We start from the raw sequence: 25,832 nt of genomic DNA on the forward strand, positions 1-25,832 counted from the left end.
AAACCCCCTGGCGCGGCCGTTCTCGCATGCCGCACAGGGACGTTCACCCGGGGACGCGTCGCGCAGCGAGATGGCGTACGGAGAACGGAGATAGGAGTGGTCGTGGCCGGACAGGGCGCCAGGGCGACCCGCCGGGCGTCGGGCCCGTCCCCCGCCGGCCTGGTGGCCGCGACGGCGCGGCAGCGGCCGTCCATGCGCGGGGTGCGCGTCGCCGTCCTGAACTTCCGCGAGCCGCTGCAGTCGGTGGCCGGAGGCGCCGAGGAGTACGCCTGGCAGGTCAGCCGCCACCTGGTGGGGCAGGGGGCGTCGGTCACCTTCGTCACGTCGAGGGAGGCCGGGCAGTCCCCGGCCGAGGCGCGCGACGGCATCGCGCTGCGGCGGATGGGTAACCCGTTCCTGGTCTATCTGCTGGTCCCGCTCTGGATGCTGCTGCGGCGCAGGCGCTTCGACGTCGTCATCGACTGCATGAACGGCATCCCCTTCTTCGCCCCCCTGGTCGTGAGACGGCGTACGGTCGTCATCTCCCTGGTGCACCACGTGCACGACCGCCAGTTCTACGCCTTCTTCCCGCGCTGGCTGGCCCGGATCGGCTGCTTCATCGAGGGGCCGGTCGCCCGGCTCGTCTACCGGCGCCGCCCGACCGTCACGGTCTCGGAGTCCTCCAGGAACGAGCTGCGCGAGCGGCTCGGCTGGCTCGCGCCGATCCAGGTCGTCCCGAACGGCAGCCCCGCGGCACGCCTGGTCGCGAGCGGCGAGGACGTGGCGGGAGACCCCGCGGTGGTCTACCTCGGCAGGCTCGTGGGCCACAAACGCGTCGAGCGGGTGGTGGACCTCGCCGGAGACCTCGAAGCGGCCTGGCCCGGCGTCCACGTGCACGTCATCGGGCGCGGCGGCGAGCAGGAGCGGCTCGCCGCCCACGCCGCCCGTCGCGGCCTTGAGGACCGGGTCCACCTGCACGGCTTCCTGCCCGAGGCCGCCAAGAACGCGATCCTGGGGGCGGCGCGGGTCAACGTCACCGCCTCGGAGTTCGAGGGCTGGGGGCTGACGGTGATCGAGGCCGCCGCCCTCGGCGTCCCGACCGTCGCCTTCGACGTCGCGGGACTGCGCGACTCGGTGCGCGACGGCGTCACGGGCTGGCTGGTCAGGGAGGGGGAGGCGCTGGCCGACGTGGTGGACCGCGCGTTGCGGGAACTGTCGGACCCGGCCAGGCGCGAGGAGATCCAGCAGGCGTGCAGGCTCTGGGCCGCCGAGTTCACCTGGGGGAGAACGGGCGCTACGATGACCGGACTAATCACCACAGAGCTCTCTAAAAACGGTCGTCACCTCCATGTATCCGATCTCTGTCTCGCCGCGGGTGAGACCGATCCGCCATAAGTGACCGCGACCTCCGAGGCGTGGATCAACCGCCTGGCCGCACCTCCCTCCGAGTTCGGAGCCTCCGACACCGGGCTGCGCCTCCGGCTCAGGCTGCTCGCCGGATGTCTCCTCCTCGCCGCCGTCGCCTTCAACATGGCGCCGGGCAAGCTCATCGCCGAGACGAAGCTGGACATGCCGATCAACCCGATCGGCTTCCTCTCCCAGGCGCTGAACATGTGGGACCAGGACTACCTGGGACACCTGCAGAACCAGGCGTACGGCTACATCTTCCCGATGGGCCCCTTCTACACCCTGCTGATCAACGCGGGCATGCCCCCGTGGGTGGTGCAGCGGCTCTGGGTGACGCTGATCCTGTGCGTGGCCTTCGTCGGCGTCGCCCAGGTGGCGAGGGCGCTGCGGATCGGCGGGCAGCTCGCCGGGGTGCTGGCCGGTCTCACCTACGCGCTCGCCCCGCACGCGCAGGCGCTCATGGGGTTCAACTCCGTGGAGTTCGCCCCCAGCGCCGTCCTGCCCTGGGTGCTGCTCTTCCTCGTCAGGGGCGCGCGGGGGGAGACGAGCCCGCGCCGGGCCGCCTGCCTGTCGGCGCTGGTGTTCCTGCTCGCCGGTGGCATCAACGCCGCCGCCGAACTGGCCGTGCTCGTCGTACCGATGATCTACCTGTTGACCCGGGCGCGCGGCCCGCGCAAGCGGCGGCTGATCGCCTGGTGGCTCGCCGCGATCGCCGCGGTGTCGTTCTGGTGGCTCGCTCCGCTGGTGCTGCTGGGCAGGTACGTCTTCTCGTTCCTGCCCTTCACCGAGAACGCGCGGACGACCACGCTGGTCGGTTCCCTGACCAACGCGCTGCGCGGCGTGAACAACTGGGTGGCCTTCCTGCCCGTGGACGGACGGCCGTACCTTCCCGCGGCCTACGAGCACGCGACCGTGCCCTGGCTGGTCCTGGTGACCGCGCTGGTCGCGGGACTCGGGCTCGCCGGGCTCACGCTCCCCGCCACCCCCGAACGTCTCTTCCTCGTCACCACGGCACTCGTCGGCGTGGCCGTCCTCGTCATGGGGTACGCCGGGCCGCTGGCCGAGCCGACGCGGGCGCTGCTCGACGGGCCGCTCTCACCGTTCCGCAACCTCCACAAGTTCAACGCCCTCGTCAGGCTGCCGCTCGTTCTCGGCCTCGCGGCGCTCGTGTCCTACGTGGGAGCCCGCCGCGCGGCGGTCAGGATCCCCGTCGCCGCGACGTGCGCCGGGCTGATCGGGCTCACCCTCGTCCCGGTCGCGAGCGCGGGCATCGCCCCGAGCGGGGCCTTCCCCGACGTTCCCGGCTACTGGCGGGAGGCGGCGGCCTGGCTGGACCAGCGGGCCGACCAGGGGACGGTGCTGATCCTGCCGGGGTCGCGCAGGGGTGAGTACACCTGGGGACGGCCCATCGACGAACCGTTCCAGCCGCTGCTGAGGAAGGCCCGGTGGGTGAGCAACACCATCGTGCCCTGGGGGACGGCGGGCTCCTCACGTCTCGTCGACGCGATCGACGACCGCTTCGCCAACGGCCAGGGCTCCGCCGGGCTCGCCCGGACCCTGCGCCGCGTCGGCGTCCGCTATCTCGTGATCCGCAACGACCTGGACCGCGTCTCCTTCGGCGGCGCCTGGCCCGCCCGGGTGCACCAGGCGCTGGAGAGCTCTCCCGGCATCGTCCGGGTGAGCGGGTACGGCCCGCCGGTCGGCTTCACGGAGTCGGGAACCGGGTCCGGCTGGCTGGACCAGCCGTACACCGCCCTGGAGATCTACGAGGTGACGGACGCGAGACCGCCGGTCGGCACGGTGAGCGCGCGGCGCCCGCTGCGGGTGTCCGGCGGACCCGAGGCGCTGCTCACGATGGCGGAGGAGGGCGTGCTCGACGACGACAGGCCCGTCATCCTGGGGGACGACCCCGGGGCGGAGAACGTGCCCGCCGCCGACACCGTACTCACCGACACCATGCGCAGACGGGAGCTGGGCGTCAGCGACCTGCGCAGGTCGCTGACCGAGACGCTTCCCGCCGACGAGCCCTTCGAGACGGAGAGGCCGGTCAGCGACCTCACCGACCCCGCGTGGGAGGAACCGAAGACCGTCGCCGTCCTGAGCGGCGCCGACCGCGTGACCGCCTCCTCCTCGGACTCCCGGCTGGGCGCCCCGTGGAACGTCCGGGACCCCGGACGGCAGCCGTACGCCGCCCTGGACGGTGACGTGCGCACCGGGTGGCGGTCCACGGGGTGGCGGCCCCCGGCCGAGGAGTGGCTGGAGGTGCGGTTCACCGAGCCCACGGCCGTCCCCTCGCTGCGGGCGGCCTTCGACCGCTCCGACGAGACCGCGCTGGTCTCCGAGGTGTCGGTGGAGACGGACGCGGGCGCGGTACGCACCCGGGTGGACCCGGCGGCCTTCTGGCAGGAGCTCAACGTCAGGCCGGGCAAGACCTCCAGGTTGCGCGTGCGGATCTCCGGGGTGGCGACGGAGCGGAGCAACAAGGTCGGGATCCTGGACCTGTCGATCCCCGGCCTCCAGCCCGGCCGCTCGCTGCTCGTACCCACGGTGCCCACAGCGTCGGGCACGGCGCTGAGCGCGGCGCCGAGGGGGGCGGGGCCGGTCGTGCCGGACAGGGGCGGACCCACGGTCGTGACGAGCCGTACCGACCGGGCCTCCGGCTGCATGCGCGGCTCCTACGCGTGGACCTGCGCCGAGGAGCTGGGCATCGTGGGTGAGGACGGCTACGGCTTCGACCGCACGGTCCTGCTGGAGAATCCCGGCAGGCGCGTGATCAGCGGCCGGACGGCACTGACCGACGGGAATTCGGCGGTCGGCCTGCTGACGCCCCCGGACCTCTACCCGAAGGTCACCGCGTCCTCCACGAAGAGCGACATCCCCGCGACCGGCCCCTGGGCGGCGTTCGACGGTGACCGGAGCACGATCTGGTACGCGCACGGCGACGACCTCGCCCCGTCCCTCACCGCCGACCTGGGCAGGACCGTCGAGCTCTCGCGCCTGCGCGTCGACTTCCCCGACGTCCGCACCGGCGCGCCGCCCGTGCGGGTGACGATCACCACCGACGGCGGGACCCGGTACGCGTGGGCCTCCGCCGACGGCTGGATCGACTTCAAGCCGCTCAGGGCGAGCCGGATCACGCTGGCCTTCGGCGTGCTCGGCGCGTGGAGGACCGAGGTGGTCGACGTCTCCATCCCCGGTGTGAAGCCGCTGCCCTCCTACCCCGACCGGCCGCTGCGCCTCCCCTGCGGCTACGGCCCGACCCTGAGGGTGAACGGCACCGCCGTGGCCACCGAGATCATTTCGGGGACCTACGCCGACCTGCTGAACGGCCGCCCGCTCGGCTACCGGGGCTGCGCGTCGCTCCCCCTGGGAGAGGGCGTCGCGCGGTTCACCGCCTCCTCCTCGCAGGGCTACCGGGTGGACTCGCTGGTCGTCACGGACGCCGGGCGTACCCGGGGGACCGGTACCCGCACCGGGCAGAGCGGGGAGGCCGGTGAGGTCGTCATGCGACCGGCCGAGGTCGAGAGCTGGGACGCCTCGCGGCGCGTGGTCAGGGTCAGTACGACCGAGCCCTCCTACCTGGTGGTCAACGAGAACCACAACCGGGGGTGGCGGGCCTCGATCGACGGACGCCCCCTCCAACCCGCACGGCTGGACGGGTGGCGCCAGGCGTGGTCGCTCCCGCCGTCCACCGGAGTCGTGGTGATCACCTACGAGCCGGACGGGCTGTACCGGGCCTCGCTCGTCGCCGGGGGGATCCTCGTCGCACTGGTCGCCGCACTCGCGCTGCTCCGTTCCCGTTCCGGTCCGGGTTCCCGCCCCCGCTTCCGTTTCCGCGCCGAGAGTCCCCGTCCTGAGAGTCCCCGTCTCGGGCGGTTTCTTCCCGAGGCGGCGCCCGCGCGGGTGCGCGCCGCCTGGCTCTGGCCCCTCGCCCCGCTGCTCGGCTTCTGGGTCCAGGGCTGGCCCGGCGCGCTGCTCGTCGGGGTGGTCGCCGCCCTGGCCCTCTGGCTGCGGGAGGTCGCGACCGCGGAGCACAGCGCGGGCGGCCTGCCGTACCGGGCGGGCAGGGTGTTGACGTCGCCGTCGCCGGTGGTGGCCGTCCTGGGGGCGGCCGGGGCCGCGCTGGGGTACGGCGGCGACACCGGGCAGACCGTGGCGCAGTATCTCTGCCTGGCCGTGCTCGGCCTGCTGTTCGCCGCGATCGGCACCCGGCCCCTTCCCCGGTCGTGGCTGCCCGCGCCGACGGTTCCCCGGCCCCTCCAGCCCGAGGGGAAGCCATGATCGACCGTCGGCTGCACGGTGTCGTCGCGATCGCGGTGGGAGCGTTTCTCGTCACGCTCGCGGCACTGGTCCGTCTCCATGTCTATCCCGGCGCCATGCTCCTGCCCGCCGAACAGGACCGGGTCACCAGGATGAGCTCCGAGTCCGGCACCTACTTCGACACCGCGGCACTGCGTACCAGGCGGGGGGTGCCGATCGACGTGGCCGTCGCCCGGTACGGCGACCTGGTCAGGTCGACGGCGGACGTCGCCGTCTGGACCGAGTTCGTGTCGGTCCAGACGCGTACGGGCGGCCGGATCGACTACCACGAGCGGCGGGCCGCCTTCGACCGCCGCACCGGGCAGGCGGTCGACTGCTGCGACGGCTACAACGACATCGATCCCCGGCCCCGGCCCCGAGGGCTGGTCTTCCGCTGGCCGCTGGACGCGCGGCCGATCTCCTACCCGGTCTACGACCCGCTGGCCCGGCGCGCGGTGACCGCCAGGTTCGAGGCCATCGAGACCCTGTACGGCGTGCGGGTCCACCGCTACGCGCAGCGCCTGGTCAACGAGCGTCTCCAGCAACCCGCGATGAACCTGCCGGGCACCGTGCTCGGCCTGGACCGGCCGGAGGAGGTACCGGCCGTCGCCTATCTGGACGGCACCCGCACCTTCTGGGTGGAACCCGCGAGCGGCATGGTGATCGGGGTCAGGGAGAACCTCACCAAGACCCTGCGCACGGCCGACGGCCGGGGCAGGCTGGTGCTCTTCTCCGCCGACCTGCGTACGTCCTCGGGCGACGAGCGGTGGAACGCCGGAGAGGCCGGGCACTTCCGCTCGTGGTCGCTCGTCGTCGGGGTGGTGGTGCCGCTCAGCCTGGCCCTGCCGGGGCTGGCCGCCCTGCTGCTGGGCCTGCGCCGGCAGCTCAGACCTGACGGGCCCGATCCCGCTCCTGATCCCGTTCCCGGTCCTGACCTTGACCCTGCCCCTGACCCTGATCCCGGTCCTGACTCTGATCCCGGTCCCGGTTCCGGCCCTGGGGAAGCAGCCGGTACAGCCGCTGGGCGGGACCCTCGACCAGCCGATGCGTGAGGTCGGCGATCGCGACGGTGAGCGCGGTGCACACCACCAGCGTGGTCACCAGGTCGCCGGTGAAGGCGGCCTGCCCGGTCAGCTCGTACCAGGCCACGATCACCACGAACTGCCACAGGAAGACGCCGTAGGAGATCCGGCCGAGATAGCGCATCACGCGGTTGCCGAGCAGCGAGCGCAGCGGCGAGGGGCCGGAGGTGAGCAGGGCGACGGGGGACAGGAAGGCGAGGACGAAGGCGGTGTAGAGGACGATCTCGAAGACGTCCGTCCACAGGTCCTGCAGCTCGAAGAGGCGCCCCCCGGCGATCGGGGTGGCGGCGATGGCGAGGACGAAGGCGGCGATGACCCAGCAGGTGAACCACGACTCGCGGATCCCGCGCGTCAGGCGCCGCACCGGCGCCTCGGGGTCGGGTTCGGCGCGGGCCCAGAGCGAGACGACCGCCAGGGCCATGCCCGCGCAGAAGTAGACGAGCAGCCGGGGCAGCCACAGCCCCAGCTCGGGCCGGTGGTCCGGCACGTGCGTGAAAATCGTCCAGGCGAACGAGGTCGAGGCCAGCGCTCCGAGGCAGAACAGGAGCCGCACGGCACGCGCGGACGGTGACGCGCCCCGTCCCGCGACGGCTCGCAGCAGCACGGCGATCACCGGCAGGGCGATGTAGAAGGACATCTCCACCGACAGGCTCCACATCTGCCCGAGCCCCACCGGGCTCGCCCCCTCCCACCAGGGGGTGGTGACGTAGTTCTGCCCGAGCAGCAGCAACGGGAGCCATTTCAGCGGGTCGCCCGCCGCGCCCGGTGCCCACAGCACCATGGCCACGACCACGACGAGCCAGTACGCGGGCAGGATGCGCAGGGCGCGTCTCCACAGATAGCCCGTCGTCCCGGGAGCGGACGTGCCCTCGATGACCTGCCGGGCCCAGGGGCGGTAGAGCAGCAGCCCCGACAGGAGGAAGAAGATCGGCACCCCGATGTCGCCGCGGGCGATCAGGCCGCCGACGAACCCCTCCCGCAGGGACACGCCCGTCTGGGCCGCGACATGATAGAAGAGCACGCAGAAGGAGGCGACCGCCCGGACCCCGTCCAGCGCGTCCAGACGACCGTCGACCGCGGGAAGGTCTCGCACGTCCGAGGGGGTTACCGGCCGGTAGGCCGGTGGAGAGCCTGCTTCGGTCACTTTTTGGCATCCCTCGTGACGTAGGTCATCGCCGCCACTAACATATCGCGAAATGGAACTTGTTATAGCGCGATCGGCACCCCTGCGCAGCGGACAGCCCCTGGAGGAGCGATGCGTCGCGTCGTCGGTTTGACACTGATCGGAATCGGGGCGTTCCTCATCGTTCTCGCGCCGCTCGTGCGGTTCCAGGTCGCGTCCGGCCTCATCGCCGCCCCCGCCGACCAGTACGGCATCAGCAAGCTGGAGGCCGTCGGCGCCCAGTACTTCAGTCCCGGGGACCTGAAGGTGATGACGGGCGACCTCGACATCACCGTCACGACCAGGGGCGACGTCGCAGCGGCCGAGGGCGACCGGGTCGTCTGGGAGGAGGCCATGGTCGTCAACGACGTCACCAACCAGAACCCCCTCATCTCGTTCACCGAGCGCCGCAGCGCGTTCGACAAGTACACCGGCGAGGGCGTCAACTGCTGTGACGTCAACGTCGACAAGGACCCCGTGCGGCTCCAGGGGCAGATCTACAAGTGGCCCTTCGACGTCGAGAAGAAGACGTACAGCGTGTTCAACGCGGTCACCGGCAAGGCGTTCGACGCCAGGTTCGCCGGTGAGGAGCAGGTCGGAGGGCTGTCGGTCTACCGGTTCGAGCAGACCGTCCCGCCGACCAAGACCGACACCATCACCGCCCCGGCCTCCGTCCTCGGCATGGACGACTCCGGTGACGTGCAGGTGGACCGCGTCTACGACGCCGTCAACACCTTCTGGATCGAACCGGCCACCGGCTCGCCGGTGCGGCAGGAGCAGCAGCGCCACGAGGTGCTCAAGACCGAGGACGGGGTCGAGCGCTCGCTGGCCTTCGTCGCCACCGCGAAGATGACCCAGGAGACCGAGGACGAGCTGGTCAAGAACGCGATCGACGGCAGGAGCACCATCACGATGCTCAGGACCACGATCCCGCTGGTGCTCCTGCTGCTCGGGCTGGCCCTGGTCATCACCGGCTTCGTGCTCATGAGGCGCCGCGCGTACAACTGACGTTCTCGACGGGACATCGTGACGGGGAGGCCGCGGGCGAGAGCGCCCGCGGCCTCCCCGCTTTTTCCCGCCTCCCCGCCGCACGCTTCTCGCCGGAACGCCACCAAAGCGTTCGCCGGAACGCTCACCGGAATGCCGCTGGAACGTGTTTCACCCTTTTCCCCCGTTGATTACTCGCGAGTAGCTTTGAGTTCCGGCCGAAGGAAAGACCACACACTAGAACACGTTGCAGTTAATTTCCGGCGGTCGTACAGTCAACGCATGCGGACCCGTGTCACCGACATGCTCGGGATAGAGTTGCCGATCTTCGCGTTCAGCCACTGCCGTGACGTCGTCGCCGAGGTGAGCCGCGCCGGGGGGATGGGGGTGCTCGGAGCCCTCTCCTTCACCCCGGAGGAGCTCGAAACGGAGCTCACGTGGATCGACGCCCACGTCGGCGGCAGGCCGTACGGCGTCGACGTGGTCATGCCCGCCTCGTACGCCGGATCGGACCTCGGTGTCGACTCCCCGGAGGACCTCGTGGGACGGCTCCAGGGGATGATCCCCCGGGAGCACCGGGAGTTCGTCGACGGCCTGCTCGCCGCCCACGGCGTGCCGCCGCTGTCGGCCGACGCGGACGCGGGGAGGGTGCTGCTCGGCTGGACCGATGCCACCGCCCGCCCGCAGGTCGAGGTGGCGCTGAGGCACCCGATCGCGCTGCTCGCCAACGCGCTGGGCCCGCCCCCCGCCGACGTGGTCGGCCAGGCCCACGCCAGGGGGGTGAAGGTCGCCGCGCTCGCCTCCACACCCCGGCACGCGGTCAAGCAGGTCGAGGTCGGCGTGGACATCGTCGTGGCCCAGGGCACCGAGGCGGGCGGGCACACCGGGGAGATCTCCACGATGGTCCTCGTCCCGCAGGTCGTGGACGCCGTCGACGTCCCCGTACTCGCGGCGGGCGGCATCGGCGACGGCCGCCAGGTGGCGGCCGGGCTCGCGCTCGGCGCCGAGGGCGTGTGGACGGGGTCGATCTGGCTCGCCGTGGAGGAGGCCGACACCTCCGAGGTGGTCAGGCGCCGCATCCTGGAGGCCACCTCGCGCGACACCGTGCGCTCGCGGTCCTGGACCGGCAAGCCCGCCCGGCTGCTCAGGAACGAGTGGACCGACGCCTGGGAGTCCCCGGAGTCGCCCGGCACGCTCCCGATGCCGCTGCAGTTCATGTTGATCTCCGAGGCGCTCCGCCGGATCGGCCGCTCCGGCGCGACCGAGCTCGCGACCTTCCCCGCCGGGCAGATCATCGGCGCGATGAACCAGGTGAGATCCACCCGTGACGTCGTGTTCAGCCTGGTAGAGGAGTATGTGGCGGCCAAGGACCGGTTGGATCGCATAACGGGCGACTGAGTGGCACCGGTGTTCGGATGTGCGCTACAAACTCATCAACGACGATGTGGTTGACGAGGTTGGAGATGGATGGCGCACCCCGAGGTCGACCGGGCCCCTGGCGAGGAGGCGGCGGACCGGCCGCGTTCCCGTAGTCGGTGGGTGCCCGCCGCCCTGGCGCCCGTCCCGGGTGAGGGAAGGCGACGTCGCGGCGAGCGGTGGGTTCCGGCCGTCGCCCTGGCGCTCATCGCCGCCCAGCTGGTCTGGCACGGCGTCCTCCTCGGCCGTGGCTACTTCTTCCTCGACGACCTCACGCTCACCGGCAGGGCGGCCTGGCAGGGGTTCGGCTGGGAGTTCCTCACCCAGATCTACGGCGCCCACCTGATGCCGGTCCCGATGGCGATCGTCGGAATCGTCACGGCCGTCCACCCCTACGGCTGGGGCCTGGCCGCCGCCTCGCTGCTGCTCCTGCAACTCGGCGCGTCGCTGGCCGTGCTCCGCATGCTCGGGGTGCTCTTCGGCGGGCGCGCGGCCATCCTGCTTCCCCTGTCGTTCTACCTGATCACGCCCATGGCCTTCACCGCCTCGTGGTGGTGGGCGGCGGGACTGCAGGCGCTCCCGCTGCAGATCGCCATCGCGATGGCGTTGAGCAGCCACGTCCTCTATCTGCGCGACGGCAGGTTCTCGCACGTCCTCGCGGCGGCCGGATGGACGCTCCTCGGGCTCCTGTCGTTCCAGCTGAAGGCCACCGTCGCGATCCCGCTCCTGCTGCTGCTCGTCACGGTCCTCTACTTCCCCGAGCGGCCCCGCTCGCGGGTCCTCACCCGGCACGCACGGGCCTGGGGGGTGTACGCCGGGCTGATCGCCGTCTACTCGGTCTACGTGCTCACCAAGCTCGACGAGCTGCAGCAGTCGGCCGGGCTGCCGACGCCCGCCCAGGGGATGGCGTTCGTCACGCGGTTCTTCGGCGTCACCATGCCGACCTCCATCATCGGCGGTCCCGGCCGGTGGACGGACGAGCTGTCCGATCCGCCGGTCGCGGTGATCGCGCTCGCCTGGGCCGTCATCGTCGCCGTCGTGGTGGTCACCCTGCTCTGGCGGCGGGGGGCGTGGCGGGCCTGGACGATCCTGTTCCTCACCCCCGCGGTGCTGATGGTCCCGGTCTTCCTGGGGCGCGGCCAGTTCTTCTTCTCGGCGCAGGACACCCGCTACCTGGCCGACAGCGCCCTGGTCGCGACGCTCGCGCTCGCCCTCGCGACGCTTCCGCTGCTCGGCGAGAAACGGCCCTACCGCCGCCGTGTCCCCCGGGGCCGGTCCGTCCGGGTGGCGGGGGGTGTGGTGGTCTGTGCCTTCCTCGCCTTCTCCGTCGTGTCGGTCGAGGGCTACGTCGCGGGGCAGGAGGACCACCGCGCCAGGACCGAGCGGTATCTGGAGTCCGTACGGGCGACCCTCGCCTCGGCCCCCGAGACGACCGACATCTACCCGCGCCCTCTCCCCGACGACCTGCTCTGGCTCTCCTTCGGAGAGGAGAACCTCAGCTCGCACCTGCTGAGCCCGCTGGCGCCCCCCGGCCTGGCCGCCCTCATGCGCCATCCGAGGCCGACGACGAACCCGCTGGTCCTCGACGACCAGGGCAGACTGGTCCCCGCCGAGGTCCGCGGCGGGTACGCCGTGCCCGCGTCCGGCGAGTGCTTCCCCCGCGTCGGCGGCCTCGTCACCGTCCCGCTGCGTCACCGGGGCGGCACGGCGACGCTCAGCCTCTCCTACGTTCGCGCGGAGGAGACCGCGGCCTACGTGCGGCTCGGCCGGCTCGGTCAGCTCGGTCAGCTCGGTCAGGAGGAGATCGAGGTCGCCTTCGCCAGGGGCGCGGGGAGGGTCTTCCTACCGGTGAGCGCCGCCACGCCCTCGATCCAGATCGAGATCCTGTCCCCCGACGCGGACCTGTGCGTCACCCTCGCCACCCTCGGCGGCGTCGTCCCCGCCTGACGAGCGCGCCTCTCCCGTGCCGGACGTGGAGTTCGGCGGTGTGCGGTGTCCCTCCATGGGGTTTTACCGTCAGGGCCGACATGGGCAACCGGGCGTCACATGCGGGCCGCCGCCATTAGACGGTCTCCCAGGGTACGGAGTCCCATGCCTTCTCCAGCATCGTGAACGCCGCCGGGGGGTTCGCGAACGACACGTCGTCCAGACTGGCCAACGGCTGTGCCGGACACCAGGAGTAGCTGGCGAACGCCGCCTGGTAGTGGGCAAGATCCTGCGCGACCACCGGCCTGGTCCGCGTCCGCACTCCGATGCGGTGAAGGCCCATCGTCAGCAGCTGTTCGGTCACGCCTGGCAGCTTCGGCCCCTGTGGCCAGGTAACGGTTTCACCGTCCCAAAGCCCGAGGTTCCAGATGGAACCCTCGAGGATGAGCCCGTCCGGCCCGATGAAGACGGCATCATCGAAGCCTTGGGACCTGGCGGCGCGGCGAGCCCTGATGAGTCCCATGGTCGCGGCGTGTTTCAGATGTGCTGATTCCCGAAGGTATGGGATGGAGCACACGCTCCACGGTGTCTGAGGTGTTTCAGGAACCGGATCGCTCAGCGACACCATGACGGCGAGATCAACGTCTGGGGTCGGGACAGAGATGTCGCCTGACCTGGCGAAGACGGAAATCCGTGCGGACACGTCGCCCGGCCCATGGTCCAAAGCCTGTCGTAGAAGCGAGCGTACGCGGTCGGTTCCCGGCGTCGCCGTGAAGAGTTCCTTCGATGCGTCGTCGAGCCTGCGCAGATGCAGGTCCAACCCACGAACCCGGTTCTCCCGCACCTGCATCGAGGTGAAGTGTCCGTAGTTGACGACCGCTACGCGGTGCAGGTCGGCTATTGAGGGAGCAGCACCGTTGATCTCCACGTACAACATCCCCGCAGAGTACGCCAGCAACCGATGCGGGACACTCGTCCGGTCGACACGGCGACGACCACGGTCGCAGCCGAACCGCTCCGCTCGCGGAAGGGTGGGCGGCGCCGCAGCACCCTCAACACCTCGCGGACCCCGAAGCGATCGGTTTGTGGACAGGCACCGATACCTTTGCTCTGCCGGTATCCCTCCTGGCCGCCGATCTCGTTCAGGCACTGGGCCGCGCCGAGGCTCGGTCAGGGGGCGAGGAGTGAGCTACCCGCCGCGCGTTCCGGCCAGTTCGCGGATGCCCTTCAGCAGCCTGTCCACGTCCGACTCGTCGGTGTAGGGCGCGATTCCGGCCCGGAGGGCGCCGGTGTCGCCCAGGCCCAGGCGGCGGGAGCACTCCAGCGCGTAGAAGCTGCTCGCGGGCGCGTTGACGCCGCGTTCGGCCAGGAAGCGGTAGGCGTCGGCAGGGCTGACGTGGTCGACGGAGAACAGCGTCGTGGGGGTGCGCCTGCGCGACGCCGCGCCGTACGAGGTCACCCCGGCGGTCTCGGCCAGACCGGCGTCGAGCCGTTCGAGCAGGGCGTTCTCGTGCTCCTCCAGCGTGGCCATCGAGCGGGCCAGGCGTTCGCGCCGGTCTCCCTCGCCCGGTACGAGACCGGCCAGGAAGCCGACCGCCGCCGTCGTACCGGCGAGCAGCTCGTACGGCAGCGTGCCCAGCTCGAAGCGTTCGGGCACCGCGTCGCTGGAGGGGAGCAGCTTGTCGGGGTGGACGGTCTCCAGCAGGCCGGGGTCGGCGGCGAGCACGCCCAGGTGCGGGCCGAGGAACTTGTACGGCGAGCAGGCGTAGAAGTCGGCGCCCAGCCCTCCGACGTCGACCAGGCTGTGCGGTGTCAGGTGCACGCCGTCGACGTAGAGCAGCGCCCCGGCCGCGTGCACCCGCTCGGCGATCGCCGGGATGTCCGGGCGGGTGCCCAGCAGGTTCGACGCGGCCGTGACGGCCACCAGCCTGGTGCGCCCGGTGAGCAGGTCGGCGATCGCGGCGACGTCCAGCTCACCGCGCTCCGGGTCGAAGTCGGCCCAGCGCACCGTGACCCCGCGCGCCTCGGCGGCCTGCGTCCAGGGCCGGATGTTCGCGTCGTGGTCCAGCGTGGTGACCACGACCTCGTCACCGGGGCGCCACTCCTTGGCGAGCGCACGGGCCATGTCGTAGGTGAGCTGCGTCATGCTCCGGCCGAACACGATGCCGCCCGGCGTGGCGCCGAGCAGGTCGGCCATCGCCCGGCGCGCCTCGGTCACGATCCCGTCGGCGCGCCGCTCGGCGGCGGTCTCGACGCCCCGGTTGGAGACGGCGGACCGCAGCGCACCGGCCACGGCCTCCGCGACCTCCGCGGGAACCTGCGAGCCCCCCGGCCCGTCGAAGTGCGCCGCGCCCTCGTCCAACGCGGGAAAGCGCGCCCGTACAGCCGCCACGTCGTATGCCATGAGACCTCCCGGATCGCTGTCGACAATACGGAAGTGCCCCGCCTCTCCGCGAGAGGCGGGGCACCGGAACCGGACATGTCAGAGCAGTTCTCGGACGAGATCCACGGCTCGGGCACTCACGGCACCCACGTTTTCCACGGGATGCACTTCGGCGCCCAGCGTGTGGAAGACCTGCTCCGCCTCTTCGTAGGCCGCCTCCTGCTGAATCGTCTCGGGTGTCGCGATGACCACCTGTAGATTCACGTCTCGGGCGACTTCACTCAAGCGCCCCTGAGCGTCCACCACCCGCGCCTCGTCACCGCGGCGCAGGCGTTCCAGCGCGAAACCCCAGGCCTTCACCTGTGTGAGGAGCCTTTCCATGCCGGTGACCCGGAAGGACCAGCCCTGTGCCAGCTGTGCGACCTTGCCGTTGGCGATGGCCATGTCGATGGCGGAATGCAGTTTGTCGCCGATGAACACTTCGGATTTCGGTCTCAGGAGGTGCGCTGGTATCTGTGCCTGCGCATAGGCTTTACGAAGGTCCTGAACGACTCGGTCCTTTCCGACGGTGACCTGTCGCGGCTGTGACGCCGGATCAATGATCATTCGCCCGAAGATGATGTCCAGTGCGGCCTCAGCGTGGTTGGCGACGATCGGAACCGGAGGGCTGAGCTGCACGATGTTCCGATGGTCGTGATGCAGCTTGAGGAGCCAGTCGTCACCGAACGGGTGACTGTTATCGGTTTCCAGGCTCTCGCGCGCCTCGGCTATCTCGCTGCTCAGCCGGACCATGAAACGGTCGGTGACATCGATCGCCGGGGCCGGTGCGAACTTTTTGATCCGTTCGGTGTTGCTCAAGCGCCGGACGGCCCAGTCGCCGGTATTCGGATCGCCGGCTATGGCGCCGACGTTGACGAATTCCCCGGTTCGCGGGTCAGGGAGACAACGAACGATCGAGTAGATGTATCTGCTCACTGGATGTCACACCCCCTTCAGGCTAGGGCTCGTAGACGGCTCGCCACGGCGGATGCCCGGTGCTCAAGAAACCAGCCGAGCGTCGCCAAAGCTTCGTCGCTCACCGGCCACGATGCTGGCACGGCGCGCAGGATGTTGACGAGAGCATCGCGATCTATTTTCTCAAGGGCTCTCGCGACGGTTTCGACCGCCTTCGGATCCAACCCTTTCGGGGCGTCGGGCAGCACATTCGGTTCGTCGGCGGACTGCTTGAGTATGTTGGCTTCGATGCCGCCGTGGTTGGGCGGAAAGTACAGGCCGTGATCATGCGAGTAGATCGACCGGTCGTCGTCGAGATCGTAAAGCCACTGGGCGTCATCTCCGTAACACCAGTCATACAGTGCGTAGACGCCGACATGGCGGGCTCGGTTGTGATCCTGGTTGCGGTACGCCAGGTGGTCGCGTTGCTCGTCGGCGTGCTCCAACGCCTTGCTGGCGTGGGCGATTCCCGGTACGAGGGGAATGCCGGGGCGAATCTCGTCGCCTCTGAAGTCCTCGGGTATGCGGATCAACCTGCTGTCACACACCGGAGCTTCGATCAGCTTTCCCGCTCTGCCGACGATGTACTCGACCGCGAGTGACCCTCTGGCCCAATCTCGTCGACAGGATTCCAAGGTCTTGACGAAATAGTCGTTTCCGTCATCGGCGATCGCGCGGAAGGGACTTGCCCAGCTTTGCCCGCCAGGGGCGACGACCGCGACCAACTGGAGGGCGTCGTAGTCGTCGCTGCGGCCGCTGACCAGGCCGTACCAGCTGGCAAGATCGACCAAGGCTGCCTCCGCTCACTCACCGACGGTTCATCGCGGCAGCATAAACGGGGCGTGAGCGCTGCGGCCGGTGGTTGCCGAAGAAGGAGTCGGTGGTGTCCCGGATCAGGCGCCCCGGTAGGTGGCCGGGCGTTTTTCGCGGAAGGCCCGGGAGCCCTCCCTGGCGTCCTCCGAGGCGATGACCGGCCAGCCGATGGTGTCGGAGACCTTCAGGGCCTCGGCCTCGGGCAGGCCCAGGGTCTCCCGGTAGGCGCGGAGGATGGCCTGGACGGCGAGGGGGCCGCACTCGGCGACCTGGGCGGCGATCTCCAGGGCGGCGGTGAGTGCCTCCCCGTCGGGGACGACCCGGTTGACCAGGCCCATGTCCAGCGCCTCCCGCGCGGTGACGGCGCGGCCGGTGAGCAGGATGTCCATGGCGAAGGCGTACGGGATCTGGCGGGGGAGGCGGATCGCGGAGCCGCCCATGGGGAAGAGGGCGCGGCGGGCCTCGAACAGGCCGAGGGTGGCGGACTCGGCGACCACCCGCAGGTCGGTGCCGACGAGCAGTTCGGTGCCCCCGGCCACGGCGTACCCCTCGACCGCGCAGACGATCGGCTTCGTCGGCAGCGCGCCGGAGTCGCGGAGCAGGCCCTTCCAGTGGAAGTCGGGGATGGCCGCGGCCCGCTCCCTGACCCGGGGGTCCTGGGACGGGGTACCCATGGCCTTGAGGTCGGCACCCGCGCAGAACGTCCCGTGCGCGCCGGTCAGGACGGCGACGCGGACCCCGGGCTCCGCCGAGACGTAGGCCCAGGCGTCGGCCAGGCCGACCAGCATGTCGGTGGAGAGCGCGTTCCTCGCCTCGGGCCGGTCCATCGTGACGACCACGATGTGCCCGTCGCGTTCGATCCGGCAGTGCGGCGTGCTGATCGGCAGGAGTTCCACGGGACGACCTCCGTTGATTCACCAGGTGCCTGATGGGAGATTCCGGGTCTGTATCGCTCTCGCGCGGTGTGGGGGAGCCTCGGTCGCTTCTGTGTGCCCTGGCGGCCCGGGGTTTTCGTGTGGTCCGACGGCCCGGGGTGGGGGCCGGTCGTTCCCGTGCGGTCTGGCCATCCGGGGTTTCCGGTGGTGTGGGGTGAGACGTCCTCCGAAGGCCGGTCCCTCACGGATGGGGCGGGTTCCGCGCTAAGTCAAGCGCTTGCTAGGTGTATCTCCCGGGGTTACTCTGCCCATGCGTACAAGAACAGATTCTTGTTCTATATACCCCGTTCCGCCAGGGCTTGTCGCGATAAAGAGAACGTGATGCACTCCGGCGTACCGGGGCCTTTCCACCGAGAGGATGTCCGATGGGTACGCTCGGTTTCTGGAGGCTGGCGCAGGCGGACCCCGGGTGGGTGGCCGCCGTCGACCCGGACGGCACCGAACACCGCGCCGGTGACCTGCTCGCCCGTGCCAACCGTCTCGTCCACGGCCTGAGAGAACTCGGTCTCAAGACGGGCGACGGCATCTGCGGGCTCATGCCCAACGGCTCCGACGGGCTCACCCTCTATCTCGCCGCCCTGCAGGCCGGCTGGTACTACACGCCGATCAACTGGCACCTCACCGGTCCCGAGATCGGCTACATCGTCGCCGACAGCGAGGCGCGCGCCTTCTTCGTGCACGAGCGCTACGCCGAGGAGGGCCTGCGCGGCGCCGCGGAGTCGGGCATCGCCCCCGGCCGCGTCTTCACGTTCGGGCGGGTGGAGGGGGTGAGGCCGGTCTCCGAGCTGACCGAGGGACAGCCGGACACCGCCCCCGCCGACCGTACGGCGGGCGCCACCATGCACTACACCTCCGGCACCACCGGCAGGCCCAAGGGCGTGCGCCGCCCGCTCAACGGCCTGGACCCGGACGACGGGGCCGAGTCGATGACGTTCCTGCTCACGCTGTTCGGCATCACCCCGGGCAAGGAGAACGTCCACCTGGTCACCTCGCCGAACTACCACACCGCCGTCACCCAGTTCGGGGGGACGGCCCTGCAGATGGGGCACACGCTCGTCTACATGGACAGGTGGGACGCCGAGGAGACGCTCCGGCTCTGCGAGAGGTACCGCGTCACCAACTCGCACCTGGTTCCCACCCACTTCAAGCGCCTGCTCGCGCTCCCCGGCGAGGTGAGGTCGAAGTACGACCTCTCCTCCCTCAGGTGGATGATCCACGCCGCGGCCCCCTGCCCGGTCCCCGTCAAGTGGGCCATGTTGGAGTGGTGGGGCGACTGCGTCTACGAGTACTACGCGGCCACCGAGGGCGGCGGCACCATCGCCACCCCGGAGGGCTGGAGGAAGCACCCCGGCACCGTCGGCACCGCCTGGCCGATCAGCGAACTGCTTATCGTGGACGAGAACCTGGAGCCCGTGCCGACGGGAACCCCCGGCACCATCTACATGAAGATGCTGGGCACCGGCTTCGAGTACAAGGGCGACCCGGCCAAGACCGAGGCCAACCGCCTGCGCGACCACTTCACCGTCGGCGACATCGGCTACCTGGACGGGGAGGGCTTCCTCTTCCTCTGCGACCGCAAGGCCGACATGATCATCTCCGGTGGGACCAACATCTACCCGGCCGAGATCGAGAACGAGCTGACGGTCCACCCCAAGATCGCCGACGTGGCCGTGTTCGGCATCCCCGACGAGGAGTGGGGCGAGCAGATCAAGGCCGTGGTCGAGCCCGCGCCCGGCGTCGTCCCCTCGCCCGAGCTGGCGGCCGAGCTCATCGAGTCGCTGCGCGGCCGCCTGTCGAGGATGAAGTGGCCGAAGTCCATCGACTTCATCGCGGAGATGCCCCGCGAGCCCAACGGCAAGCTCCTCAAACGCAAGCTGCGTGACCCGTACTGGAAGGGACACGAACGTGCCATCTAGCGAAGACACCCGGGCACGGCACGTGCTGGAGTTCCCCGGCGGATACACGCGCACGACGGGACCGGTGATCGGGCGCTTCCTCACCGAGCTGCGGGACGGACGGCTCGTCGGGGTCCGCACGGCGGCGGGCCGCACACTGGTGCCGCCACTGGAGTACGACCCCGAGACCGGCGACGCCGTGACCGGTGAGTTCGTCGAGGTCGGCCCCGCCGGGACCGTCGAGAGCTGGGCGTGGGTGACCGCCCCCAGGAAGGGCCACCCGCTGGACCGGCCGTTCGCCTGGGCCCTGATCCGGCTGGACGGCGCCGACACCTCGCTAGTGCACGCGGTGGACGTGGGAGACGCCGGGGACGCCAGGGCGATGCGCCCGGGGCTGCGGGTACGCCCCCGCTGGCGGGCCGGGCGCACCGGGCACATCACCGACATCGAGAGTTTCGTCCCCGAGGTCACCCGGATCGTCTCCGAGGTCCGCGTCGAGTACACGGTGACGCCCGGCCTCGCGCTGACCCGCTTCCTGGAGGGCGTCGCCGAGGGTGTCCTCATCGGCTGCCGGTGCGGCACCTGCCACAAGGTCTACGTGCCCTACCGGCTGTCGTGCCCCGAGTGCGGGGTCTCGATCACCGAGGAGGTGGTCGTCCCGGACACCGGCACGATCACCACCTTCGCCATCAACAACCTGCCCGACCCGCGCGCCCCCGAGGTGCCGTTCGTCTCGGCGTACATCCGGCTCGACGGCACCGACATCCCGATGATCGCCCTGGTCGGCGGGATCGCGGCCCACGAGGTGCGCCAGGGCATGCGGGTGCGGGCCGTGTGGGTGCCCGAGGAGGAGTGGACGACGTCCATGTCGAACATCAAGTGGTTCGCCCCCACCGGCGAGCCGGACGCGGAGCTCTAGATGCGGGAGATAGCGGTCGTCGCGTTCGCGCAGACCCGGCACAGCGCCGTCGACGAGGGACAGAGCGAGTCCGAGCTCATCCTGCCCCCGCTGGAGGAGGTGAGGGCCGCCACCGGGCTGCGGAGGTTCGGCTTCACCTGCTCGGGGTCGTGCGACTACCTGGCGGGCGCGCCGTTCTCCTTCGTCTCCGCGCTCGACGCGCTCGGCGCCTGGCCGCCGATCTCGGAGAGCCACGTCGAGATGGACGCGGCCTGGGCGCTGTACGAGGCCTGGGTCAGGCTCCAGCACGGCGACGTCGACTCGGCCCTGGTCTACGGCTTCGGCAAGTCCTCCCAGGGGGATCTGCGGGAGATCATGACGCTCCAGCTGGACCCGTACTACCTGGCTCCCCTCGGGCTGGACCAGGTCTCCTTCGCCGCGCTGCAGGCGTCGGCCACCGGGGCGGACCGGGCCGAGCTGGACGAGATCGTACGGCGCAGCCGCGCCGACGGCAGGGCCAACCCGTACGCCCTCGACCTGCCCGACCCCGAAGGGGAGGCCGCCGAGGTCGCGCCACTGCGGCCGTACGACATCGCCCCGATCACCGACGGCGCCGCCGCGGTGGTGCTGGCGGCCGGTGACCTGGCCGGGGAGCTGTGCGAGCGGCCCGCGTGGATAACGGGCATCGCCCACCGCATAGAACCCCATTACCTGGGCATGAGGGATCTCGCCCGGTCGACCTCCGCCGCCGACGCCGCACGAGCGGCGGGGGTCGGCAAGGGTGATGTCGACGTGGCCGAGCTGCACGTCCAGTTCAGCCACGAGGAGCTCATCCTGCGCGAGGCGCTGGGGCTCCCGGAGGGCACGCGCGTCAATCCCAGCGGCGGCCCCCTCGCCGCCAACCCGGTCATGGCCACCGGTCTCATCAGGATCGGCGAGGCGGCCGGGCGCGTCATGGACGGCACCGCGAGCCGCGTCCTCGGGCACGCCACGAGCGGCCCCTGCCTCCAGCACAACCTCGTCACCGTGATGGAGGCCCAGAGACGTGACGGGGCTTAGAGACGTGATGGAGGCATAGGAACCATGGGTAACCCCTGCGCTGTCATCGGGGTCGGCCAGACCCGCTACACGACCAGGCGGCACGACGTCTCCCTCGCCGGGCTGGTCCGCGAGGCGGCCCTGCGCGCGCTGGAGGACGCGGGTCTGACCTGGAAGGACATCGACGCGGTCGTCATCGGCAAGGCGCCCGACCTGTTCGAGGGCGTGATGATGCCCGAGGCGTACCTCGCCGACGCGCTGGGCGCCGCGGGCAAGCCGATGATGCGGGTCCACACCGCGGGTTCGGTCGGCGGGTCCACCGCGCTCGTCGGCGCCTCGCTGATCCAGGGCGGCGTGCACGACCGGGTGCTGGTGGTGGCGTTCGAGAAGCAGTCGGAGTCCAACGCGACCTGGGCGCTCTCCACCCACCTGCCGTTCAGCGCCTCGCTGGTCGTCGGCGCGGGCGGTTACTTCGCCCCGCACATCCGCGAGTACATCCGCCGCTCCGGCGCCCCCGGGCACATCGGCCACCTCGTGGCCGTCAAGGACCGGCGCAACGCCCTGAAGAACCCGTACGCCCACCTGAGGATCCCCGGCATCGACCAGAGGATGGTCGAGTCGACCCCGATGCTGTGGGAGCCGATCCGCTACCTCGACACCTGCCCGTCCTCCGACGGCGCCTGCGCGATGGTCCTGGCCGCGGAGGACAGGCTCACCGGCAGTACCCCCGCCTGGGTCCTCGGCGCGGCGACGCGCTCCGAGCCGATCTTCCGCGCGGGCCGCGACACCGTGAACCCGCGGGGCGGCAAGGACTGCGCGGCCGACGTCTACCGGCAGGCCGGGGTCACCGACCCGCGACGGGAGATCGACGTGGCGGAGGTGTACGTGCCCTTCTCCTGGTACGAGCCGATGTGGCTGGAGAACCTCGGGTTCGCCGCGGAGGGGGAGGGCTGGAAGCTCACCGAGTCCGGGGCCACCGCCCTGGACGGCGACATCCCGTGGAACGCCTCGGGCGGCGTGCTGTCGAGCAACCCGATCGGGGCCTCGGGGCTGATCCGGTTCGCCGAGGCGGCGCTCCAGGTGCGGGGGATGGCGGGGGAGCACCAGGTGGACGGCGCCAGGCGGGCCCTCGGGCACGCGTACGGGGGAGGCGCGCAATTCTTCGCGATGTGGATGGTCGGCAGCGACAAACCCTGATCCCCCAGGAGGGGTGCGAATGGAGTTCAACCACGCGGATCTGTTCGAAGGACTCGCCGACGCGATCGGGGATCGTACGGCCGTCGTCTGCGGCGACCGCCACATGACCTACGCCGAGTTGGACGCGCACGCCAACCGGCTCGCCCACTTCCTGGAGAGCAGGGGCGTGCGCCCCGGGCAGCACGTCGGGATCCACCTGTACAACGGCGTCGAGTACGTGGCCGGGCTGCTCGCCACCCTCAAGATCCGGGCGGTGCCGGTCAACGTGAACTACCGCTACGTCGAGGCGGAGCTGCTCTACCTCTACAAGGACTCCGACATTGTGGCCCTGCTGTTCGACGTGGAGTTCGACGCCCGGGTGGCGGCCACGGCACCGCACGCCCCCGCCCTGCGACACCTGGTCGCGGTGGGGGGACCGTCCGAGGTCGAGGGCGCGGTGCCGTACGAGGAGGCGCTGGCCGGGCGGCCGGAGACGCGCGGGTTCCCCGAGCGGTCGGGCGACGACCTCTACATCATCTACACCGGCGGCACGACCGGCCTGCCCAAGGGCGTGATGTGGCGTACCGAGGACCTCTTCTTCGCCTTCGGCGGCGGCAACCCCTACGGCGAGCCGCCCACCACCCCGGACGAGGTGATCGAGGCGGCCGTCGCCGCGAGTGAGATGACCATGATGGCCGCGGCCCCCCTGATGCACGGCGCCGCCCAGATGGGCACCTTCATCGCCTGGTGCATGGGCGGCACGATCGCGTACGTCCGCAGGTTCGACGCGGCCGAGGTGCTGCGGACGGTCGAGCGGGAGCGGGTCCTCACGCTCAACATCACCGGGGACGCGATGGCCCGCCCACTGGCCGACGAGATCGCCACCGGCGCCTACGACCTGTCCTCGCTGTTCGTGCTGAGCTCCACCGGCGCGATCCTCAGCGGTTCCGTACGCGAGCGCCTGGAGGAACTGCTGCCCGGCAAGATGATCGTCGACAGCTTCGGCTCCACCGAGTCCGGCTACACCGCCTCGGCGGTCCCCGGCTCCTCCCCCGAGTCCGGGCTACGCTACCAGGCGAACCCCCACGCCGGGCTCGCCGTGCTCAGCGAGGCCCTGGAACCGGTCGAACCCGGCTCGGACCAGCTGGGCACCGTGGCCAGAAGCGGCCGCATCGCCTCCGGCTACTACAAGGACGAGGCCAAGACGGCCCGTACGTTCGTGACGGACAGGGGCGGCGTCCGCTGGCTGCTCACCGGCGACCTGGCCAAGGTCGAGGCGGACGGCACCATCGCGATCTTCGGCCGGGGCTCCGCCTGCATCAACACCGGTGGGGAGAAGGTCTTCCCCGAGGAGGTCGAGGCGGTGCTCAAGGGCCACCCGGCGGTCTTCGACGCGGTCGTGACCGGTATCCCGGACGAGCGGTGGGGCACCCGGGTGGCGGCGGTGATCGAGCCGCGCCCCGGCACGGCACCGACGGCCGAGGAACTCGGCGCCCACTGCCGGGGAAGGATCTCCGGCTACAAGGTGCCCAGGACCTTCGCCTTCGTCGACGAGATGGTCCGCTCCCCGGCGGGCAAGGCCGACTACCGCTGGGCCAGGAAAATCGCCGAGGCCGTCCGTTCCTGACGGTCCTCCCGATGTCACCCGCCTCCTGGTGTCACCCCGCTCCGGCCCGCCGGGTGGGCCGGGGTCAAACGCCACCGGCGTACGGGCTCCCGGTCCGGAGAGGCAGGGAGGGGGCCGCGTGGCCCGGCGAGGCGTGAACCGCTCGGGGGGCCGGTCCGTTTCAGGGGTGTGATGCGCTTCCTGCTCGCCGCCGTGCTTCTCCTCCTGACCGGCTGCTCCGCGACCACCGGAACCACCGCCACCGTCGAGACCACCGCGCCGACCGCGCCGGGCGGGACCATCGCGCCGACCGGTGCTCGGCCCGGTGACGTCGTCATCCGGTACGTCAGCTGCGGCGGGATGACATGCGAGGGCGGCGACAGCATGGCCGTCACCGCCGACGGGCGGGCCGTCTCGCTGCGCGACGGGGAACTCGTCGTCGTCCCGCTCCCGGAGGCCGAACTGCGCGACCTGCGGGCCGGGCTCGTCGCCTCCCTCGCGGGACGGGAGGGCACGCTCGACCGTAAGGGAGGGGCGACCGACCAGCCGTTCGCCGTCGTCACCGTGGTGGACCCCGGCGGAAAGAAGCACGAGACCCGGCTGGAGGGGACGCCGCTGGCGGAGGACGAGCCGATCGTCGCCGCGACCGAGCGCCTCTCGAAGCTGACCGCAAGGATCCGCTCCACCGGCACCCCCGACCCCGCCGCGCCGATCACGGTGACGATGTACGAGGACCCGAGCGCCCGGCCCATCCGGCAGGCGACCTGGCCCGAGGGGATCACCACACCGATCGAAGCCGCGTCCGGCGGGAACTTCGGCACCCGGACCTACCAAGGACGCGAGGCGACGACCCTGCGTACCGCCCTCGGGAAGGCGGGGGACAACGTGACGGTGACCCCCGGAGGCAAGACCCTGATCGCCCGCTGGGAGGCGGTGCTGCCGTGATTTTGCCTCCGTAACATGATGGGTTGTTCGGTTGCGCGATGAGTTGTGTTCACGGGCGAGCCGGTGCCGGATACCGGGGCAGGCGGCCCTTGGGCGGGCATCGTCAACTTTTGTGTTCGGCTACCGCGCCTGCCCGGTCAGCACCTGCCGCCACATCTCCCGCGCTTCGCGGAGCGTCCACCGTCCGGCGAAGGCGTGTTCTGGCGGTCTGTTCTGAATCACCCTGTGGATCATGTAGGTGCCACCGCAGGAGATCAGCTCGTAGAAGACCATCCGGCAGGAGCACGTGTGCTCTGTGACGCGGTAACGCCCCTGCGGTACCGACTCCCAGTCGAGCGCCAGGCGCTTCGAAGTGACGCGTACGGGGTGTGCGCTGACACCGGGGCAGGGCCAGGTGACGCGGGTGTCCGGATCGCCGCTCTGAGTGTCGGGGGTGGCTGGCATCGCGTGCTCCTCTCCGAGGTGCGGGGGCCGGGCGACGACTCCCGGCCCCGCGCCTCGCCTCGCCGCGTCCCCTGGTCGTGCACCACCGCCTGCGGGGAGTGTGAGCGCGACGGCATGGGAGGCCACTCGCCGTGCCGTCGCGCCGCTCATGGGGCCGTGGTCGGTTCGGTGTAGTGCTCGCCGAGTCGCCGGGCGATTCGGCGTGCGACCTGCGGTACGTCGTCGGTTCGAGCGGACTCGGCGGGCTCCTCCATGTGGACGGCTCCCCACGCGAAGAACTCGCCTTCGCGGTCGGCCCACACGGTCAGGTCGGCGCTGATGACGAGGCGCGGTTCGCCCTCGTCGTAGGAGATCGCCGGGTAGATCCGGTGGTCGTGCAAAACCGTGCGCAGGTGCCGCAGGGCGGTGATGGCGCCGGGCCGCCAGGTGGCCGCGCCGAGCCGGTCGC

19 protein-coding genes and 1 pseudogene are annotated in these 25,832 nt (G+C 70.9%); 12 read left to right on the forward strand and 8 right to left on the reverse strand.

The window, feature by feature from the left end; all coding sequences use genetic code 11:
• Positions 1–102: 102 nt before the first annotated feature.
• From ABD817_RS33470 to pgfA (ABD817_RS33480), 3 genes are read left to right on the forward strand one after another with little or no spacing between them, the layout of a single operon-like run.
• Positions 103–1,374 (forward strand): glycosyltransferase family 4 protein, encoded by a 1,272-nt coding sequence (locus ABD817_RS33470; protein ID WP_425583430.1) that lies wholly within the window; start codon positions 103–105, stop codon positions 1,372–1,374.
• A complete protein-coding gene (locus ABD817_RS33475) occupies positions 1,375–5,667 on the forward strand; it encodes an alpha-(1->3)-arabinofuranosyltransferase domain-containing protein (RefSeq protein ID WP_344922308.1) in 4,293 nt (1,430 codons plus the stop codon).
• Positions 5,664–6,737 (forward strand): cell envelope lipid trafficking protein PgfA, encoded by a 1,074-nt coding sequence (gene pgfA, locus ABD817_RS33480; protein ID WP_344922310.1) that lies wholly within the window; start codon positions 5,664–5,666, stop codon positions 6,735–6,737. Before ABD817_RS33475 ends, pgfA (ABD817_RS33480) begins: the two co-directional genes overlap by 4 nt.
• A 55-nt stretch (positions 6,738–6,792) precedes the next feature.
• Here the strand turns inward: pgfA (ABD817_RS33480) and ABD817_RS33485 are convergent.
• Positions 6,793–7,911, reverse strand: a pseudogene (locus ABD817_RS33485) (acyltransferase family protein); the annotation flags it as partial.
• A 129-nt stretch (positions 7,912–8,040) separates the two neighbouring features.
• On the opposite strand from ABD817_RS33485, the gene pgfA (ABD817_RS33490) reads away from it, so the two are divergent.
• The 3 genes from pgfA (ABD817_RS33490) to ABD817_RS33500 all read left to right on the forward strand — a co-directional run bounded on the left by pgfA (ABD817_RS33490) (position 8,041) and on the right by ABD817_RS33500 (position 12,279).
• Positions 8,041–8,937, forward strand: coding sequence for a cell envelope lipid trafficking protein PgfA (gene pgfA, locus ABD817_RS33490; RefSeq protein WP_344922311.1), 897 nt, complete (start codon positions 8,041–8,043; stop codon positions 8,935–8,937).
• Between the two features lie 261 nt (positions 8,938–9,198).
• A complete protein-coding gene (locus ABD817_RS33495) occupies positions 9,199–10,314 on the forward strand; it encodes an NAD(P)H-dependent flavin oxidoreductase (RefSeq protein WP_344922312.1) in 1,116 nt (371 codons plus the stop codon).
• A 69-nt stretch (positions 10,315–10,383) separates the two neighbouring features.
• Positions 10,384–12,279 carry a hypothetical protein gene (locus ABD817_RS33500; protein WP_344922313.1) on the forward strand — a complete coding sequence of 632 codons (1,896 nt, stop codon included), beginning with the start codon at positions 10,384–10,386 and terminating at the stop codon, positions 12,277–12,279.
• Between the two features lie 115 nt (positions 12,280–12,394).
• Here ABD817_RS33500 and ABD817_RS33505 read toward each other — a convergent pair whose 3' ends face one another.
• The 5 genes from ABD817_RS33505 to ABD817_RS33525 form a co-directional block, all read right to left on the reverse strand.
• The gene (locus tag ABD817_RS33505) at positions 12,395–13,195 is read right to left on the reverse strand and encodes an aminotransferase class IV (RefSeq protein WP_344922314.1); all 801 of its coding nucleotides are present in this window, start codon (positions 13,193–13,195) and stop codon (positions 12,395–12,397) included.
• 252 nt (positions 13,196–13,447) lie between these two features.
• Positions 13,448–14,662: a cysteine desulfurase-like protein gene (locus ABD817_RS33510; protein WP_344922315.1), complete on the reverse strand. Its 1,215-nt coding sequence runs from the start codon at positions 14,660–14,662 to the stop codon at positions 13,448–13,450.
• Positions 14,663–14,740: 78 nt separating this feature from the next.
• A complete protein-coding gene (locus tag ABD817_RS33515; RefSeq protein ID WP_344922316.1) occupies positions 14,741–15,616 on the reverse strand; it encodes a DUF3037 domain-containing protein in 876 nt (291 codons plus the stop codon).
• Between the two features lie 17 nt (positions 15,617–15,633).
• Positions 15,634–16,425, reverse strand: coding sequence for a hypothetical protein (locus tag ABD817_RS33520; protein ID WP_344922317.1), 792 nt, complete (start codon positions 16,423–16,425; stop codon positions 15,634–15,636).
• 102 nt (positions 16,426–16,527) lie between these two features.
• Entirely contained in the window at positions 16,528–17,343 is an 816-nt protein-coding gene (locus ABD817_RS33525) for a crotonase/enoyl-CoA hydratase family protein (protein WP_344922318.1), read from the reverse strand.
• Positions 17,344–17,747: 404 nt separating this feature from the next.
• On the opposite strand from ABD817_RS33525, the gene ABD817_RS33530 reads away from it, so the two are divergent.
• The 6 genes from ABD817_RS33530 to ABD817_RS33555 all read left to right on the forward strand — a co-directional run bounded on the left by ABD817_RS33530 (position 17,748) and on the right by ABD817_RS33555 (position 24,940).
• Positions 17,748–19,298, forward strand: a complete 1,551-nt coding sequence (locus tag ABD817_RS33530; protein WP_344922319.1) for an acyl-CoA synthetase — start codon at positions 17,748–17,750, stop codon at positions 19,296–19,298.
• Positions 19,288–20,196, forward strand: a complete 909-nt coding sequence (locus ABD817_RS33535) for a Zn-ribbon domain-containing OB-fold protein (protein WP_344922320.1) — start codon at positions 19,288–19,290, stop codon at positions 20,194–20,196. The genes ABD817_RS33530 and ABD817_RS33535 overlap by 11 nt, the downstream gene beginning before the upstream one ends.
• Positions 20,197–21,234 (forward strand): thiolase domain-containing protein, encoded by a 1,038-nt coding sequence (locus ABD817_RS33540; RefSeq protein ID WP_344922321.1) that lies wholly within the window; start codon positions 20,197–20,199, stop codon positions 21,232–21,234.
• 24 nt (positions 21,235–21,258) lie between these two features.
• A complete protein-coding gene (locus tag ABD817_RS33545) occupies positions 21,259–22,410 on the forward strand; it encodes a thiolase domain-containing protein (protein ID WP_344922322.1) in 1,152 nt (383 codons plus the stop codon).
• A 19-nt stretch (positions 22,411–22,429) separates the two neighbouring features.
• Positions 22,430–24,016, forward strand: a complete 1,587-nt coding sequence (locus tag ABD817_RS33550) for an acyl-CoA synthetase (protein WP_344922323.1) — start codon at positions 22,430–22,432, stop codon at positions 24,014–24,016.
• Positions 24,017–24,187: 171 nt separating this feature from the next.
• Positions 24,188–24,940 (forward strand): hypothetical protein, encoded by a 753-nt coding sequence (locus ABD817_RS33555; protein WP_344922324.1) that lies wholly within the window; start codon positions 24,188–24,190, stop codon positions 24,938–24,940.
• Between the two features lie 120 nt (positions 24,941–25,060).
• Here the strand turns inward: ABD817_RS33555 and ABD817_RS33560 are convergent, their stop codons facing one another.
• Both ABD817_RS33560 and ABD817_RS33565 read right to left on the reverse strand, forming a co-directional pair.
• Positions 25,061–25,384, reverse strand: coding sequence for a hypothetical protein (locus tag ABD817_RS33560; protein WP_344922325.1), 324 nt, complete (start codon positions 25,382–25,384; stop codon positions 25,061–25,063).
• Between the two features lie 146 nt (positions 25,385–25,530).
• Positions 25,531–25,832: hypothetical protein (locus ABD817_RS33565; RefSeq protein ID WP_344922326.1), on the reverse strand; the 302-nt coding region annotated here is incomplete at its 5' end.

The sequence above is a fragment of the Streptosporangium oxazolinicum genome, assembly GCF_039537505.1.
GTDB classification, from domain to species: Bacteria; Actinomycetota; Actinomycetes; order Streptosporangiales; family Streptosporangiaceae; genus Streptosporangium; species Streptosporangium oxazolinicum.

What these genes read in the sequence shown, in the direction of transcription:
- pgfA (WP_344922310.1), top strand. Translation starts at nt 5,664, where the DNA reads ATGATCGACCGTCGGCTGCACGGTGTCGTCGCGATCGCGGTGGGAGCG.
- ABD817_RS33495 (WP_344922312.1), top strand. Translation starts at nt 9,199, where the DNA reads ATGCGGACCCGTGTCACCGACATGCTCGGGATAGAGTTGCCGATCTTC.
- ABD817_RS33500 (WP_344922313.1), top strand. Translation starts at nt 10,384, where the DNA reads ATGGCGCACCCCGAGGTCGACCGGGCCCCTGGCGAGGAGGCGGCGGAC.
- ABD817_RS33505 (WP_344922314.1), bottom strand. Translation starts at nt 13,195, where the DNA reads ATGTTGTACGTGGAGATCAACGGTGCTGCTCCCTCAATAGCCGACCTG.
- ABD817_RS33510 (WP_344922315.1), bottom strand. Translation starts at nt 14,662, where the DNA reads ATGGCATACGACGTGGCGGCTGTACGGGCGCGCTTTCCCGCGTTGGAC.
- ABD817_RS33530 (WP_344922319.1), top strand. Translation starts at nt 17,748, where the DNA reads ATGGGTACGCTCGGTTTCTGGAGGCTGGCGCAGGCGGACCCCGGGTGG.
- ABD817_RS33540 (WP_344922321.1), top strand. Translation starts at nt 20,197, where the DNA reads ATGCGGGAGATAGCGGTCGTCGCGTTCGCGCAGACCCGGCACAGCGCC.
- ABD817_RS33545 (WP_344922322.1), top strand. Translation starts at nt 21,259, where the DNA reads ATGGGTAACCCCTGCGCTGTCATCGGGGTCGGCCAGACCCGCTACACG.
- ABD817_RS33550 (WP_344922323.1), top strand. Translation starts at nt 22,430, where the DNA reads ATGGAGTTCAACCACGCGGATCTGTTCGAAGGACTCGCCGACGCGATC.
- ABD817_RS33555 (WP_344922324.1), top strand. Translation starts at nt 24,188, where the DNA reads ATGCGCTTCCTGCTCGCCGCCGTGCTTCTCCTCCTGACCGGCTGCTCC.
- ABD817_RS33560 (WP_344922325.1), bottom strand. Translation starts at nt 25,384, where the DNA reads ATGCCAGCCACCCCCGACACTCAGAGCGGCGATCCGGACACCCGCGTC.